The 15,806-nt window shown below is 70.1% G+C and carries 15 protein-coding genes; 13 read left to right on the forward strand and 2 right to left on the reverse strand.

The features are described 5' to 3' along the window. The 13 genes from ACLQ2Q_RS21100 to ACLQ2Q_RS21160 all read left to right on the forward strand — a co-directional run. Window positions 1-602, forward strand: a 602-nt coding sequence (locus ACLQ2Q_RS21100; protein WP_425823634.1) for a hypothetical protein, incomplete at its 5' end; no start/stop codon positions are given. A gap of 69 nt (window positions 603-671) precedes the next feature. Continuing rightward, the gene (locus tag ACLQ2Q_RS21105; protein ID WP_425823636.1) at window positions 672-1,580 is read left to right on the forward strand and encodes a hypothetical protein; all 909 of its coding nucleotides are present in this window, start codon (window positions 672-674) and stop codon (window positions 1,578-1,580) included. 180 nt (window positions 1,581-1,760) lie between these two features. Next, window positions 1,761-2,423, forward strand: coding sequence for a hypothetical protein (locus ACLQ2Q_RS21110; protein ID WP_425823638.1), 663 nt, complete (start codon window positions 1,761-1,763; stop codon window positions 2,421-2,423). Beyond that, entirely contained in the window at window positions 2,407-3,129 is a 723-nt protein-coding gene (locus ACLQ2Q_RS21115) for a carboxypeptidase-like regulatory domain-containing protein (protein WP_425823640.1), read from the forward strand. The genes ACLQ2Q_RS21110 and ACLQ2Q_RS21115 overlap by 17 nt, the downstream gene beginning before the upstream one ends. A 22-nt stretch (window positions 3,130-3,151) precedes the next feature. After that, window positions 3,152-4,465 (forward strand): phage tail sheath family protein, encoded by a 1,314-nt coding sequence (locus ACLQ2Q_RS21120; RefSeq protein ID WP_425823642.1) that lies wholly within the window; start codon window positions 3,152-3,154, stop codon window positions 4,463-4,465. Then, entirely contained in the window at window positions 4,462-4,959 is a 498-nt protein-coding gene (locus ACLQ2Q_RS21125; RefSeq protein ID WP_425823644.1) for a phage tail protein, read from the forward strand. The genes ACLQ2Q_RS21120 and ACLQ2Q_RS21125 overlap by 4 nt, the downstream gene beginning before the upstream one ends. A 1,155-nt stretch (window positions 4,960-6,114) precedes the next feature. After that, complete coding sequence (locus tag ACLQ2Q_RS21130; RefSeq protein WP_425823646.1) at window positions 6,115-6,999, forward strand: hypothetical protein; 885 nt, start codon at window positions 6,115-6,117, stop codon at window positions 6,997-6,999. After that, on the forward strand, window positions 6,996-8,540 hold the full coding sequence (locus tag ACLQ2Q_RS21135; RefSeq protein ID WP_425823648.1) for a phage baseplate assembly protein V: 1,545 nt from the start codon (window positions 6,996-6,998) through the stop codon (window positions 8,538-8,540). The genes ACLQ2Q_RS21130 and ACLQ2Q_RS21135 overlap by 4 nt, the downstream gene beginning before the upstream one ends. A 1-nt stretch (window position 8,541) precedes the next feature. Further along, window positions 8,542-8,886, forward strand: a complete 345-nt coding sequence (locus tag ACLQ2Q_RS21140; RefSeq protein ID WP_425823650.1) for a hypothetical protein — start codon at window positions 8,542-8,544, stop codon at window positions 8,884-8,886. Continuing rightward, window positions 8,883-9,329, forward strand: coding sequence for a GPW/gp25 family protein (locus ACLQ2Q_RS21145; protein WP_425823652.1), 447 nt, complete (start codon window positions 8,883-8,885; stop codon window positions 9,327-9,329). Before ACLQ2Q_RS21140 ends, ACLQ2Q_RS21145 begins: the two co-directional genes overlap by 4 nt. 2 nt (window positions 9,330-9,331) lie before the next feature. Continuing rightward, window positions 9,332-11,923: a baseplate J/gp47 family protein gene (locus ACLQ2Q_RS21150; RefSeq protein ID WP_425823654.1), complete on the forward strand. Its 2,592-nt coding sequence runs from the start codon at window positions 9,332-9,334 to the stop codon at window positions 11,921-11,923. Between the two features lie 14 nt (window positions 11,924-11,937). After that, window positions 11,938-12,708, forward strand: coding sequence for a phage tail protein (locus tag ACLQ2Q_RS21155; protein ID WP_425823656.1), 771 nt, complete (start codon window positions 11,938-11,940; stop codon window positions 12,706-12,708). After that, on the forward strand, window positions 12,705-13,160 hold the full coding sequence (locus tag ACLQ2Q_RS21160) for a hypothetical protein (RefSeq protein ID WP_425823658.1): 456 nt from the start codon (window positions 12,705-12,707) through the stop codon (window positions 13,158-13,160). Before ACLQ2Q_RS21155 ends, ACLQ2Q_RS21160 begins: the two co-directional genes overlap by 4 nt. On the opposite strand, the gene ACLQ2Q_RS21165 is transcribed toward ACLQ2Q_RS21160, so the two are convergent. Then, a complete protein-coding gene (locus ACLQ2Q_RS21165; RefSeq protein ID WP_425823660.1) occupies window positions 13,157-14,020 on the reverse strand; it encodes a hypothetical protein in 864 nt (287 codons plus the stop codon). The two genes, ACLQ2Q_RS21160 and ACLQ2Q_RS21165, sit on opposite strands and share 4 nt — an antisense overlap. Before the next feature lie 303 nt (window positions 14,021-14,323). Then, the gene (locus tag ACLQ2Q_RS21170) at window positions 14,324-15,781 is read right to left on the reverse strand and encodes a rhamnulokinase (RefSeq protein WP_425823662.1); all 1,458 of its coding nucleotides are present in this window, start codon (window positions 15,779-15,781) and stop codon (window positions 14,324-14,326) included. Between the last annotated feature and the right edge of the window lie 25 nt (window positions 15,782-15,806).

The following is a 15,806-nucleotide window of genomic DNA, read 5'->3' on the forward strand; positions in this document are numbered from 1 at the left end:
CGGCGGGGGCGTTCTCGTTCGTGGTGGGTGCGGCGTTGGAGGAGGCGCCGGATCAGGTGGTGTCGGGTCCCACGGTGACGTTCCAGGTACCCGACCCGAAGAAGCGCAGGTTCCCGTGGTGGATCGTGATCCTCGCTGCGGTGGCGGCGTTGCTGCTCGCCGGTGGCGGCATCCTGATCTACTCCCTCACACGTCCTGAGGGGCGCGACCCCGCCCCGTCACCCTCTGCGACGGCGGCGTCGACAACGCGGCCCGTCTTCAACCGCGACGACTTCCTGGTGGACGAGTCGTCGATGCAGGAGGACCTGGACATGGACGGAATCGTGGATGTGTCACTCTCCGACACCGACTTGAGTCCCGCCACGACCGTGCGCTCGCCGACGATCGTGAGCGGCACCACGCGGGGTGTGGGCCTGGTCGCCGATCCGACCTTCGAAGCTTGCCGTGAGGTGGTGCTCGGATCCGGATCCATCGCCATAGCGGAATCCGATGACGACGCGATCGTGTGCGTCTTCACCAGTGGCGGACACGCGGCCATTCTCGAGTTCGAAGCGTCGCTGCCGGATGAGACGCGTGAGGTTCGCTTCACCGTGTGGGAGTAGTCCTTCCCCGGCGACACTCGGTTCGGGCCGCATCGCGTGTTCGCGTGGCCTCGCTGGTACGGTGTGGCCATGTCGGGTGGTGAGGGTTTCGGGCCGGTGGGTCCGGCGGCCGCTGAGGGGCCGCCGTTCGCGGTGGCGGGGCCGGCGTCGGTGGCGCTGGATGCCGGGCGTTCGGGTTCCGGGTCGTTCACGGTGTCGAATGTGACGGGTCGGCCGGTGCGGGCGCGGGTGCTGGTGCTGCCGGGGGCGGGGGCGGACGCATCGTGGTTCCAGGTGGTGGGGGAGTCGGAGCGGGCGATGCCGGTGGCCGGGACGGCGACGGTGGATGTGGCGGTGAAGGTGCCGGAGAAGGTTCCGGCGGGGGCGTTCTCGTTCGTGGTGGGCGCGGCGCTGGAGGAGGCGCCGGATCAGGTGGTGTCGGGTCCCACGGTGGCGTTCCAGGTACCCGACCCGAAGAAGCGCAGGTTCCCGTGGTGGATCGTCATCCTCGCGGTGGTACTGATCCTGCTGGTTGGAGGGGGCATCTTCGTGTGGAGGCTCCTCACACCGGATCCGCAATCCGCCCCTTCGAAATCTCCGTCCCCGTCGCCGAGTCACGGGATCTACGATCAGTACCGGTTCGTCGCAACCACCGGTCTCAACTTCGATATCGACGAGGGCGAAGCCGGCCCCCCCTACTCGGCCGAGAATCCGTCCACCGATTTGCTCTTCACCGGCGACATGCAGGAAGACGGTTTCCTGCTTGTCGTCGGTTACGACACCAACACCCTCGCCTTCGTCGACGAGGGCACCTTTGAAGCGTGTGAGGCGGCGCAGGACTACTCGAAAGGTGAGCCCCTCCAGATCCCGCCGGAGAACACTTCTTTCCTCTGCGTTCAGTACACGGATCAAGTGCACATGGCCCTGCTGACGATCGAGCGGGCGGCAAGCCGCTCTCACGACGTCTCCGCCATCGTGTGGGAACGGGGCGCCACCTAGTCACGAGTGCGCCTCTGGTGCCGCCGCACGGCGACTGCTACCTTGTGGCCGTGGCGACCAGAGGGACGCGGCGCTGCGAGTGGGTGTGGAACTCGCGAGGTCTGCCGACTGTCGCGGCGGCGATGGGCGCCGGCGCGCGCGCCCGCGTCGACCGCACGGCCCGGAGAGGGTAGACCCACCATGGGAAGCCCATTCGTCCGCACCCTGCTGACCGCCGTGGTCGCGGTCGCGCTGGCTACGGGTACCTGCCTCGCTGCCTCGGTACTGTGGCCTGCTCTGCGGGAGCCGTGGGTGCTGATAGTCGTCGGCGGCATCGCCCTGCTCATCGCCATCATGGCCGGCATCCTCGGCAGCTACGAGCTGACGACCGCCCGCGGATGGCTGCTGCTCGTACTCGATCACACCTGGTCGCTGCCCAACACGCTTTTCGGGGCGGTGGTGGGCAACATCATCTATCCGTTCTTCGGAAACCCGTCCACGTCGCTGAGCGCCGGAAAGGAATGGGTCTCCTACAAGGCGCGCGGGGCCTCCGGGTTCGGGGTGACCGTGTTGCAGACGCTCGGAACGGTCAATATCGGCGGTGCGGGCAATCACGAACGGGTGCACCTGCTGCAGGCGCGCATCCTCGGCCCGATCTTTCTTCCGCTCGTGGGTATTTCCTACGTGATCTTGACGCTCTTCCAATGCGTGTGGTCCCTCACCATCGGTCTCATCCTCCGACTCGCGAAAGTGCGCGACACGGCTTGGTTCCGAGCGCCCGCCACGTCGGCGGTACCCGGCTTCTGGGGCTGGATCTACTTCGCGACTCCGATGGAGCTGTGGGCATATGGCACCGAACCCTGAATCAGGGGACGACTTCGCCCGGGCCCTCGACCCGGTGCGGCAGTGGGCGCGCGCGGTCGCAGACCTCCCGGTCATCCACGATTTCGACGACGAGCACGAGGGCGACGGAGCCGTTCTGCTCCGTCCCCTCGAACTGGAGGCGGCGCCGGCGTCCGGACCGGACCGGCGGTACATCAGCAGTGCCGAGCTCTCGCTCGGCGTGCTCGTGACGACCGTCGGGCTCCCGGTCTTCGAGGCTGCCGGCATCACGAGCGGGCTGGCGCTGTCGGCGAGATCCGACGGCGAGTGGCCGATGGATGCGTCGGGCCCGAGCCTCGGACTCTGGCGCGCCCTCGCCCGGCCGCCGGCACCCGCCTTCATCCTGCGCGTGCCCGTGCGGCGCATCCTGGACCGCCCCGCAGCCCCGCTGGTGCGCGAGCCGCTCCACACGGTGCCGGTGCACATGCGGGTGGTCAACGGCCGGGTCGTCGCATCCGACGGCCGTCCGCTCGCCGCGGCGCGGGTCGCCTTCACCGACTCCGGTGCCTGGGTGATGTCCGATCATCGCGGAAGGTTCCGCCTTCCGGTCGCCACGGTCGAGGGCGGTCCACTCGTCCTGAGCATCCGCGCCCGCGGCATATCCGTCACGGCAACCGTCGACGCGCCCTCCGCGGATGCCGGCGGCAACGTCGGTGACCTCACGCTGCCTGTTCCTGAATCCGACTGATCGACACCGAGAAAGGACGACAATGCCCCAATACCTCACGCCGGGCGTCTATGTCGAAGAACTCCTGGCAGGGCCCAAACCGATCGAAGGCGTCGGTACCAACGTCGCCGCACTCATCGGGGTGGCCGACAATCCCGACGCACCGGTCGGCGTGCCGACCGCCGTCAACAACTGGACGCAGTACACGAACCTGTTCGCGGGTCCCGGGCCGAGCTCGGATCTGGGGCTCGCCGTGCACGGGTTCTTCCTCAACGGCGGTCAACGCTGCTACGTCTTGAACATCGGCAAGGACGGTTCCGTCGGCGGCACTTCTTCGCAGCGGGGCATCTCGGCGCTCGAGCCCATCGACGAGATCGCAATCGTCGCCGCTCCGGGATTCACGGATGCCGTGTCGTACGAAGCCGTGATCAGCCACTGCGAAGGGATGAAAGACCGCGTGGCGGTGCTCGATTTCCCGTCGGGTATCCGCGATCTGAACACCTTGACTCGGGCGGCGACGGCATCGGGGTCGGCGTCATCGAGCTCGTCGGCATCCGGCTCCGCCACTTCACCGTCCGGCGAAGGCGAGTCGGACGCCGAGGGTGAATCGGATACCGAAGGGGCAGACGAGACACCTCCTCCACCCCCCGCGCCCGGCCGGCGCGGCGGCCCCGGCGGGGGCCCGAGCGAAGAGGGTTCTGCCGCCCGCGCGACGGACTGGGCGGCGCAGTACGGCCCCTACGTCTGGATCGTCGACCCCGTTACCGGCAAGCTTGTGCTGGCACCACCGTCGGGCCATGTGGCCGGTGTGTGGGCTCGTGTAGACGGAAGTCGCGGCGTGCACAAGGCGCCCGCGAACGAGACGCTTCGCGGCGCGGTCGACCTCGAGTACGCTCTGACCCCGAGCGAGCAGGGGCTGCTCAACAGCTCGGGGATCAATGCCATCCGGATGATGAACGGAAGCATCAAGATCTGGGGGGCCAGAACGAGGGCTGAGAGAGGCAGCGAGTGGACCTACCTGCCGGTGCGCCGGCTTTTCGCCTTCGCCGAGGAGTCGATTCAGCAGGGCACGAACTGGGTCGTGTTCGAGCCGAACGACCGGACGCTCTGGAACCTCCTCCGTCGTGACGTCGTCGCCTTCCTGCGCCGCCTCTGGAGCGACGGAGCGCTGTTCGGAGCGACGGAACGCGAGGCGTTCTTCGTCAAGTGCGACGCAGAGACCAATCCTCCGGAGAACATCGACGCGGGCATCTTGACGGCGCTCGTCGGGATGGCACCGGTCAAGCCGGCCGAGTTCATCGTCTTCAAAGTCAGCCAGTACGTGGCCGGCAGCGCCGGCGGAGAGGAAGCACAGTGAGCGACGCATCGGCGGCTCCCACGGCGCCGGCGGCTCCTGCCGCGGCCCAGCCCCTGTTCGAGGCACCGTTCGGAGCAAGCAATTTCAAGCTCGTGATCGGCAACCTCGCGGTCGGGCACTTCACGCAGTGCTCGGGTCCGCGGGTGCGGATCGACACCGTCGAGTATCGCGAGGCGGGTCAGTCCCAGGTTGTGCACCACATCCCGACGCTGGCCAACTACGAGACGCTGTATCTCCGGCAGGGGCTCACCCGCCAGACCGAGCTGTGGGACTGGTTCGCCGCGACGCTCCGCGGCGAGATCAGGCGGCTCGCGGTCTCGATCATCCTCCTCGACTCCCGCGGAACCACGCCCGTCGTCCAATGGGATCTTGCCGGGTCGTTCCCCGTGAGCTACGCCGGCGCAGAGCTCCAGGCCACCGGCCGCGAGGTGTACATCCACGAGTTCGGGCTGAAGTACGAGGGCATCGAGAGGGTGGGTTCCGGCAATGCCTGAGTGGCGTCGGCCGCGTCTGTGGAGGACGCTGGTCGCCGCCGGCAGGACCGCGATCGACCGCGTCGCCGACGGGGTGGACGCCCTCGCAGACGGGGCCGAGGCGCTGGCTCACGGCCTCCGCTCGCTCGGCCGCGGCCGGCAACCGGCCCCACCGGCGCCCACCGCGGATCCACGGCTCGCGGGCGTGGATCCGGCCCTCGCCGCCTACGTCGCCGCGCGCAATCCCGTGTGGTTCTCGTTCGAGGTGCCGGACAGCCAGCAGGAGGCCGAACCGGAAACCCCGTTCTCGTCGTGGAACGAGGCGTCCGAGCCGGCTCATGATCGTAACGGCGAGAGCCGGGCCGCGCCGGCCGCCCCGGAGCCCCCTTCGCCGCGTCGGGCCGCCGGGCGAGGCGCTCCTACGGCCGCGGAACTGCCGGGCGGGCGGCCGGTGCCGACGCGCGTGCACTTCCGCCGGAGGCGGGACGAGTCGGATGTTCCTCCGCCCTCCCGTCCCATCACCGCCCCTCCGAGCCGCGTGCCTGCGTGGAGCCCCTCTGTTCCTGGGCCGGCCACCGCAGACGGGTCTCCCGACGGGAGCCGGAAACGAGAGGCGCCGGCGGGGCGGGGCCCGGATGCGGCGTCTGCGGCTCCGGCATTCCCGAAGGTCACTTCCCCGCCGCCGCCATCGCCCGAAGCGGGATCGAGTTCCGCGCGAGAACGGCGCGAGGCGTCCGCGGACATCGGTTCGGCTGCACCGTCTTCTCGTGACACGAAGTCGCCGGCACCCTTTTCCTCCGTCCCGTTCGAGACGCGGACCGCGTTTGTGGAGCCGGCCCGGGGCGCAGAGTCCCATACTCCGCCGGCCACCCGTCCGCCGTCCTCTCCGCAGCGGAACGAGGCGCCCCCGCCGCGTCGTCTTCCCTTCCCGGCATCGGCCGGCGATGTAGCAGTGGCCGCGCAACCCCACCGCCGATCGCCCGCACCGCAGGTCTCACCCGGGGTGCGCACCAGTGAAACCATCCGCACCACGTCACCTCCGGCCTCGGCACCGGCCCCGTGGCCAGAATTGCCGCCGTCGGGATGGAGTCCGATCGCCGGCGACGTCGTAGGCGGCCTGGCCTGGGCGTCGGTGGTCCAGCCCGACGTGCTCGTCGATGAACAGCGGAGCACCTGATGGAGCGGGTCGCATTCATCGTGGAGGAGACCGGTGAGCGGATCACGTGCATGCTCAACCCGGAGCACATCGTGCAGCGCCGCATTGCCGGGCTCGCCCCGCGGCGCAGCGGGGCGGGCATCGTCGCCGGCCCCGCACGATCTGACTCTCCGCTGCTGCACACCGGCGGCGGGCGGACGGAGATCGAGCTCCAGCTGCTGTTCGATGTCGGCCTGCTTCCGCCGCCGATCGTGCCGCCACCTCCTTCCCCGATCCCGGCCGAGGGCGGGGCTGGCGGGCCGAGCGAGGTCGAACTGGGCGAACTGGGACCGACGGAGCCCGGCTCCCCGCCGCCGGCTGCCGTCGCGCCGCCGCCGATCCGCCGGGATGTCCGGGACCACACGAGGCCGCTGTGGCAGCTCGCGGAGAACTCGGCGAACGGCGGTCGTGGCGTACCGCACGTTCGGATGGTGCTCGGCAAGGAGATGAACGTCCTCGCCGTCGTCGAGGCGCTCGCCGAGCGGTTCGAGCAGTTCGATGCGAGCGGAACGCCGAAGCGATCCTGGCTCAGCATGCGCCTCGTTCGTGTGCCCGACCCGAATCCTCCTGCTCCGGAGATTCCCGTGGCCGTCACCATCCCCGGGGCCGCCGCCGCGGAAGCGGCGGCCGCCGCGCCGGCCGCCATCCATGCCGTGATAGGCGCGGGCCCGTCGCCGGCGGGCGGCCCCCCGGCCGGCGGGGAGACCCTCCCCCAGATCGCTGCGCGCTACTTCGGCGGCCGTTCCGCGCTCTGGCGCTGGATCGCCGAGGTGAACCTGCTGGACGACGTCATCTGGCCCGAGCCCGGTCGCGACCTCATCATCCCGTCCGCTCCGGAGAACCTCCCGACGGAAGGGCCGCGATGACCGACCCCGCAGCCGTGGCCGCCATGGGACCGCATCGCGTCCCCGGCGTGACGTTGCGCATCGACGGCGACGAGCTCGACGCCGTCGGAGTCGCCCTCCTCGCCGGCATCCGCGTTCGCCGCGAGGCGAGTGCCCCGGCGGCGTGCGCCATCACGTTCGAAGACCCTGCCGATGCGGTGGCGTTGGAGAGCATCCTCGCCCTCGGGGCGGCGGTAGAGGCATCCGTCGAGGGATTCTCGGACGCACTCTTCACCGGCGAAATCGTCTCCGTGGAGCAGGACTTCGGTGCGGATGGCACGCTGCAGGTCACGGCGCGCTGTCAGGACGCCGCGCACCGGCTGCGGGGGGACTCGCAACTTCGGGTGTTCGTCGACGTATCGGTATCCGAGCTCGTGCGAGAACTCGCGTCGGGTACAGGGCTCGACGTGGATGCGCCCGAGGAAGGGCCGCGCATTCCCCGCCTCGTACAGGACGGCCGGTCCGCGCTGGATCTTCTGACGTCGGTCACCCGCCGTGCCGGCCTGTGGTGGCGGGTGGATGCGTCGGGAAGCACTATCGAGCTGTTCGGGACCGGCGGCGCGGGCGAGGAGGTCAGCGTTGCGTATGGCGAAACGCTCCTGCAGGCAACAGTGACGGCAAGCTCGCTGGCGAACCGCTCGAGCTGGCGCGTGCTGGGGTGGGATCCCGTGACGGGGGACGTCGCGACGGGCTCCGCGGATGCCGCCACTGCGGCACCGGGAGCGAGGGAAGCCGTCCTCGGCGGGGCGATGACCGCCGGCACTACGCACCTCGACGCGCTGGCGCGCGGACTCGCCGCCGATGACACCGCCGTAGGACGATCGTTGCGGGCGGTGATCGAGGGTGACCCCGCCGTCGCCGCGGGAACGACGCTCGTGGTCGACGGGCTCACATCCGGGGCATCCGGCTCGTTCGTGCTACTCGCCGCCGACCACGTCGTGGATCCGTTCGGGGGCTATACCTGCACCGTGACGACCACGACGCCTGAGCATCTGCGGCTGCTGCGCCGGCTGGACGAATCACCCGGGCGCGAGGCGTCCGCGATCACGGTCGCGGAGGTGCTGCGCATCGACGACCCGGACGCGAGGGGCCGCGTACGCGTGGGTCTCTCGGCGTACGACGGGCTGGAGTCCGAGTGGCTCCCGGTGCTCGCGCTGGGCGCGGGCGAGACGAAGGGGCTCGCCCTGCAGCCGGATATCGGGGACCGGGTCGTCGTCGCGCACGACTCCCGCGATCCGGGCCGGGGCGTCGTCCTCGGCGGACTGCGCACGTCGGACGCGGGCGAACCTGGAGTCGGCGTCGTGGACGGAGCGGTCGGCGTCTACGGTCTCCGGCTTCCGACCGGTCAGTCGCTTCGGCTGAGCGCCGACGGCGACAGCATCGTTCTCGCGAACCAGGGAGGCAGCCGCGTCGAACTCACCGCGGCGGGCATCGTCGTTCACGCGGCCGGCGATCTCGTGCTGGAGGCTCCCGGGCACCTTCTGCGGCTGCAGGCCGATCGGATCGAACTGGAGCAGGTGTGACATGTGGTTCTGGGTGACCCGAGACGCCGACATCCGCTGCGAGCACAAGCTCGGCAGGGTGGACCTGAAAGCCCCGGAGGACTTCGTCTTCGTGAGCGGGCAGCCGGTGCTGACCGACGGCGACCCCATAGGCCGCTCCATCGGGGGATGCCCCAACCTCAGCGTCGGGATCAAGCCGTGCACAGTGACTGTGAACGTTCAGCGCGGCCACTCGGGATACGTGACGATCGCGGGCAAGCCGATCGTCCGTGCAGACCTTGCCGGGCTGACCGACGGCACCCCGCAGGGACAGGTGCAGTACCGGGTGCAGCACCCGGGACAGACGCTCGTGACGGAGGCGCCATGACGATCCAGGTCCCCACCAGACGAACGCCGCCCGTGTGGACGGCGTGGCGGTTCGGGCATCCCGACCTCGACGATGCCCTGCCGGGGCTGTCGGTCGGCCCGAACGGGCGCGTCGAACTGGTCCGCGACGCCGAGGCGATCCGCCAGGCGCTCATTCTGCTGCTGTCGACGCGGCCGGGCGAGAGGATCATGCGACCCGACTACGGCTGCGACCTCGCCGCGCTGCTCTTCTCGCCGAACGATGACACCACGGCGGGTCTCGCCAAGCACACCGTCCGACGAGCCGTCGAACGTTTCGAACCACGCGTCGTCATCCTCGGCGTCGATGCGGGCCCCGTCCCCGATGCTCCCGAACGTCTGCAGGTGACGCTCGATTACCGTCCGCGTATCGGAGGGCCGGCCGACCGGCTCGTCGCCGATGTGCCCTTGCAGGGAGGTTTCTGAACATGCCGCTTCCGATCCCCAACCTGGACGACCGCGATTTCGACCGGCTCGTGGCTGATGCAAAGGCTCTCATCGCCGCGCGCAGTCCGGAGTGGACGGACCTTTCGCCGGGTGACCCCGGGGTGACCCTTCTGGAGGTGTTCGCGTACCTCACGGACACGCTCCTCTACCGGGTCAACCGGATACCCGAGAAGGCGTTCGTGCAGTTCCTGGAACTGATCGGGGTGCGCGTCCTTCCGCCCGCCGCGGCATCGGTCGATCTCGTCTTCTCGCTGTCGGCGCCCGCGACGGCGGAGGTGGTCGTGCCGCGCGGAAGCCGCGTCGCGACGGTGAGATCGGATGCCGGCTCGCCGGTGTTCTCGACGGCCGCCGATGCCCGCATCGCCGTCGGCGAGCAGAGCGCCACGGTGCGCGCCTACGCAGGCGAGGTGGTCGACGGCGAGCACCTGGGAAGCGGTACCGGTAAGCCCGGCCAGCTCGTCCGGGTCGCGCATCCCCCCATCTCGCTGCCGACGGGCGATGTCTTCGACCTCATCGTCGGAGTGCAGGCGGAACCGGGCGAACTGCAGAACCGCGAGCCCGCCCGTCTGTCGGAGGGGGTGACCTACCGGATCTGGACGGAGGTCGAGCACTTCGGCGCCCCTCCGGGCCCCGAAGGCGAGGCACACCTCTATACCGTCGACCGGGCGGAGGGTGTGATCATGTTCGCACCTGCGGCCCAGATCGCGGACACCGCAGTCGGCGGCCCGGCGACGGAGGCCGCCACCAGGCGCCTGACCGCGCAGCCCATCGCGCTCGCCGAGGTTCCGGGACCGGGTCGCCGCATCGCGGTGTGGTATCGCCACGGCGGAGGAGCGAACGGCAATGTCGCGGCCGGCACCCTGACGACGTTGAAGGACGCCGTACCTGGAGTCACCGTCACGAACCCCGGCGCTGCAACGGGCGGCCGCGACCGCGAGACCCTCGAGAACGCCATGATCCGCGGCCCGCAGTCGATCCACACTCTCGACCGCGTCGTCACCGCACGTGACTACGAGCAGTTCGCGGTGGCCGCGAGCGGCGGCGTCTCGCGGGCGCGCGCCGTGACGCGTGCGGATGCGTGGGTGGGGGCGCCTCCGGGCGAGGTCCAGGTCTACGTGGTTCCCGCCGGCGCGGGAGACACGGGCGTGAGCGGGGACGCGCTCGCGGCGGCGATGAGCCCGGACGTCCTCGATCGCCTGGCCGAGGCTCTCCGATCCCGGCAGCCGATCGGGACACGCGTGCGGGTCTCGTGGGCGGGGTTCAAGCGCACCCTCGTGCGCGCGTCGGTCGTGGTGCACCGTGCAGAGGACCGCACCGCGATCGAGCGCCGGCTTCGCGACCGACTCGACCGGGTGCTCTCACCCGTGCCGGTCGGCACCGAGACCGGCTGGCCGTTCGGCGAGCACCTGAGGGTGGCGAAGGTCTACGACGTGCTGCAGAGCGAGCGCGGTGTGCGCTACGTGTCGGATGTCACCCTCATCGTCGAGGATGTACCGGGGATCGTCCCCTCCCTCGTCCGCGACCCCAATCAGCGGAAGACGTGGTTCTCGGCGAGCGGCGAGCAGGTCTTCCGAACTGTCGATGACTCGACGGGGTGGGTGGCCGTCTCCCGGTTCGAGCGCGAGACGGTGGAACGCCTGGCGGTCTTGCGCGAAGCGCCTGGTTGCGTCGTGGCGGCCGCTCGGGTGGGCGAGACCGAGTCAAGTGCCGTGCACGTGTCGATGGATTACGGCGAGACGTGGGCACGCATCCGCGAGTTCGACTCGCACGTCGAGGACGTCGCGCTCGCGCTCATCGACGGCGAGCCCCACGCTTTCCTCGCGACGGACGCCGGCCTCTTCCGTCAGCCGCTGCAGGGCGAGGCGGTCGGCGACCGCATCCTGGTCGTGGCGGAAGATGCCGCCCTGGGCTTCTACGCCGTCACGACCTCCGTCGATCCGTCCGGTGCCCTCTGCGTCGCTGCGGCTGCCCAAGAGCTCAAGGGCGTGTTCGTGTCCTTCGCGGAGGGACGCCCGGGGACGTTCCTGAACACCGGTCTGAAGAACCAGGACACCCGCGTGCTCCGCACGCTCGAGATCGCGAACCGGCGCTACCTCTACGCGGGGGCGTATGCGACGGGCCAGGAAGAGGGGGCGGGCGTGTCACGCGTCGAGGTGCTCGGAGTGCAGCTCGACGCCAAGGGGTGGACGCCCGCCGGCGCGAAGTGGACCGGCGGAAGTTGCCGCGACATCGCGTTCATCGGCGAGACAGTCCTGGCCGCGACCGAGCGTGCCGGCATCGCGGTGGCCAACCCCCGGCAGGACGGCGGCAGCTGGCGGACCCCTACTCGCGACTGCGGGCTGCCGCTCCGCCAGGACGGCACCTTCCAGGCGCTCTTCACCATCGCAGCGAACGACGCTCGTCCCCCGCTCGCCCTGTGCGGCGGTCCCGACGGAGTGTTCCGCAGTGCCGACGGACGAACGTGGCGCCTCGCATCGCCCTCGGCTTTCGGCGACGAGGTCTCGCTTCCGCCGAACTGGCTGTTCGCTCCGGGCGCCCACGAGATCACGGTCGAGTACGACGATGCAGGCTGAAATCGAGGACGACGATGCAGGCTGAGCGGATCGCGAAGCTCCTCCCGGAGATCTACCAGCGCACCATCGTGGCGGGGACGCCGATCGCCACGCTGCTCGATGTGATGGCGCAGCTGCAGGACCCCGTCGAGGAGGTGCTGGCGCAGCTTCCCGACTATTTCGATCCTCAGCGCACCCCCGACCGCTTCGTGCCGTTCCTGGCGCGATGGGTCGACCTGGCCCGATGGCTCGATGAGACGTCCGAAGGTTTCGACTCGGGGGTCGGGCGGCTGCGTCAGGTCGTCGCGGCCGCCGCCCACCTGTCCCGCCTTCGCGGAACCGCCCAGGGCTTACGGGAAGCCCTCGAGTTGGCGACCGGCGTGAGTGGCGTCCGGATCGACGAAGAAGTGACGGATGCCGCCGGTCGAATACGTCCGTTCCATGTGGTCATCACCCTTCCGAAGGAGGCGGCCGTCCACCAGGTGCTCGTCAAGCGCATCGTCCAGCAGGAGAAGCCGGCGCATGTGACCGCCGAAGTGGTCTTCGAGAACGGATCGGTCGCTTCGGCGGCGGAGCCGGAGGAACCCGTCGCGCCGCCCACCCTCCCTGTCCGCGGCCCCGCGGCACCGCCCGAGCCGTCATTCCCCGGCAGCGAGCCGGCGCCGGTCCTCACAGGAGTCACGGAACCGCCGCCCCCGCCCGTCGTGGTGGTCACACCCGCCCCTGTTCCGGTCGCCGTGCCGGAGCCCACGGCGCCCGAGCCTTCCCGGGCGCCTTCCGCGGCGCCTGAGGAGCGTCCGACGTGAAGGTGATGATCATCGTGCTCGTCGCCATCGCGGTCGCGGTGGTGCTCGTGCTCTTCTACGGAGGCCTTCGTCCTCAGGGCGACCCCGACGAGGCCCGGAACGGGGTGGAGGGCGGGCTGGGTTGGCTCATCCCCCGCCCGACGGTCGTGTTCGAGGACATTGCCGGCAAGGAGTGCGCCGACGAGGACATCCCGGGATTCTCCGTTCCTCCGACCGGATGCGCGATCGAGCTCGAGGCGCCCTCGCAGATCATCCTCTGCAATCCCGGTCCCGGCAACGTGGGTGTCGAGACCAGGGGCCGCGACTACCCGGATCGGGTGGTCGACCAGAACGCTCTGTCGTGCCTGGACCCGGAGCCGACCCCGATCCGGATCTACGACGCGGAGACGACGCTCCTGCTGACGTGCGACTCCCCAGGGGGGTGCACCGTGCGGCTCGTCGAGGAGGGTTAACCCGACCCGCTCGTCGGCGTCGGGTTTCGCGACGTCAGGGGGTTCGAAGCCTCGCGCTCTCTGAGCGGGCCGCCGCCCTGGCGCCCGAGATTCAGCTGCTTGATCAGCGAGATGATGCCGCCGATGAGCATGAGCAGCCCCCAGATCGCGCCGACGATGGCGATGATGATCGCCCCGAGAGCATCCGTGATGCTGACCAGGATGACCGGCACGATCGAGTGCAGGATCATCGTCAGGAAGGTCAGGAGCACCGTCAGCAGCAACCAGAACACGAGGCGTTTGTTGCCCAGCATGCTCTGCTGCGCCACGATTAGGAAGACGATGGCCGCCAGCTGGAAGAAGATGATCAGGCCCAGCATCACCGCGGATGCTCCGGTGTCGAAGAACCCGAAGATCGCGAGATAGGCCAGGGTGCCGAACGGCGCGGCGAGGAACAGCGACACCATGATCGTCAGGGCGACGAAGGCGATGATCGCCATGACGATGCCGGCGATGACGGCGACGAGCCCGCCGAGCACGCTCAGGATCCCGCCTATCAGCGGGATCATCCGATTGCCTATCAGCAACGGCAGCGCCATCAACCCGACGATGACCAGGAGAAGCCCGTTCGGCAGGGCGAGGTAGGGAATCGCCAGACCAGGCGGATCCCCGACGTCCTCGCCGAAATCTCCCGAGTCAAGGTCCGCCAGATCCGTCGGATCGACGCCTTGGGGCACCGACGACGGGTCATCTCGGAGTGACTGGATCCGTTCCTCGAACGGCGGCGGCGAGATGATGAACCCCGAGCCTATGCACACGAGCAGCGCGAGCACGATCGCGGCGACGGCTACCCATAGCGCCCAGGCGCGCAACTCCTTCACGGGTCCAGTGTGGAGCCCAGCGTCGGCCGCGTCCAGAGGCGGTCGCCGGGGAGCGGGAGCCATCGGTCGCACGGTTTCAGGACTTGAGGGCGGAATCAGGACGACTCCGGCCGAATGGTACTGATCCAGCGCATTCCGCCTGCGCCCGTGTACTGGCGGCCGGCCGAGCCGCGAGCCCGGGGGTCAGCGCCGCACGTCGCGGGCGCAGGAGATGTCGCGGGAGCAGGGCGATTTCGGCTGAATCCTCCTGATCCGGCGAGAACTCCTGCGCGCGCGTGCGCCGGCGCGCCCGGACAGCGTCGCTCAGCCGCGCGGCTCGTACCTGGTCGGCGGATGCACCGTGGCCACGAGGTCCCGGAGCTCGGCTGCGTTGCCTTCGATGAGGTGTTGCGCCCGGGCCTGCACGAGCAGGTTGCCGATCGCGGTGGCCTCGACCGGACCCGCCAGCACCGGCAGGCCGAGGTGGTCGGCGGTGCGCTGGCAGAGCAGGGTGTTGAGCGATCCGCCGCCGACGATGTGCACCACCTCGACCGTGCGGTCCGCGAGCTGGGCGGCCGTGCGCACCGACCTCGCGAAGGTGTCCGCGAGGCTCTCGATGATGCTCCGCGCGAACTCGACGCGGGTGCGCGGCACCGGCAGCCCATGCGCCCGGCAGTGCTCGGCGATGCGGTCGGGCATCTCGCCCGGTGCCAGGAACGCCGGGTCGTCGGCGTCGAATACGGCGACCTCGTCGCGCAGCTCGCCGGCGGCCTGCAGCAGCGTCGGCAGGTCGATGCGCTCGCCCTCGCGCTCCCAGTGCCGGATCGATTCGCTCAGCAGCCACAGACCCATCACGTTGTGCAGGAAGCGAACGGTGCCGCCGACGCCGCCCTCGTTCGTGAAGTTGGCCTCGCGCGCGGCCTCGGTCGTGACGGGGTCGTTCAGCTCGAGTCCGACGAGGCCCCACGTGCCGCACGAGATGTAGGCGGCGCGCGCCGGATCCATCGGTACGGCGAAGACCGCCGATGCGGTGTCGTGCGAGCCGACAGCGGTGACCTGCACGTGCGCGGGCGCGCCGAGTCCTCCGCGCACGTCGCCGAGCAGGGTGCCGAAGCTCTCGCCCGGCGAGATGAGGGTCGGCAGGATGCCGGCGTCCGCGCCGGTGAGCGCAACGAGCTCGGGCGACACCTCGCCCGTCCGGACATCGATCAGACCCGTCGTCGAGGCGTTCGTGCGCTCGAAGCGGGCCTCACCGGTGAGCCAGTATGCGAGCAGATCGGGCACGAGCAGCATCGTGTCCGAGACCTCAAGCAGCGGCCCCGCCGCCTCGGCCGCGAGCTGGTAGATCGTGTTGAACGGCAGGAACTGCAGCCCGTTGCGCGCGTACAGGTCGGTGTGCGGCATCCGCCGGTGCACCGCCCGCACGCCCGCCTCGTTCCGGTCGTCGCGGTAGTGGAAGGGCACGCCGAGCAGCTGGCCGCGGCGGAGCAGTCCGTAGTCGACGGCCCACGAGTCAATGCCGATGCTGCCGATGTCGTCGTAGCGGCGGAAGGCCTCGGCGAGACCCGCGGATGCCGCGCCGTACAGGCCCAGGATGTTCCAGTGCAGCCCGTCGATCGTCCGCACCGGATCATTCGGAAAGCGCGCGACCGTCTCGGTCTCGAGGATCCCGGGCCCGACCCGTCCCACGATCACCCGGCCGCTCGTCGCGCCCAGGTCGATCGCGGCGACGCGCCCGCCGCGCCCGCCTCGCCCGCCCTGTCCGCCCAGCCCGTCGCTCATCCCCGGGCTCCCGCCGACACCGAGC

The organism is Microbacterium sp. DT81.1 (assembly GCF_049844955.1).
GTDB lineage: Bacteria > Actinomycetota > Actinomycetes > Actinomycetales > Microbacteriaceae > Microbacterium.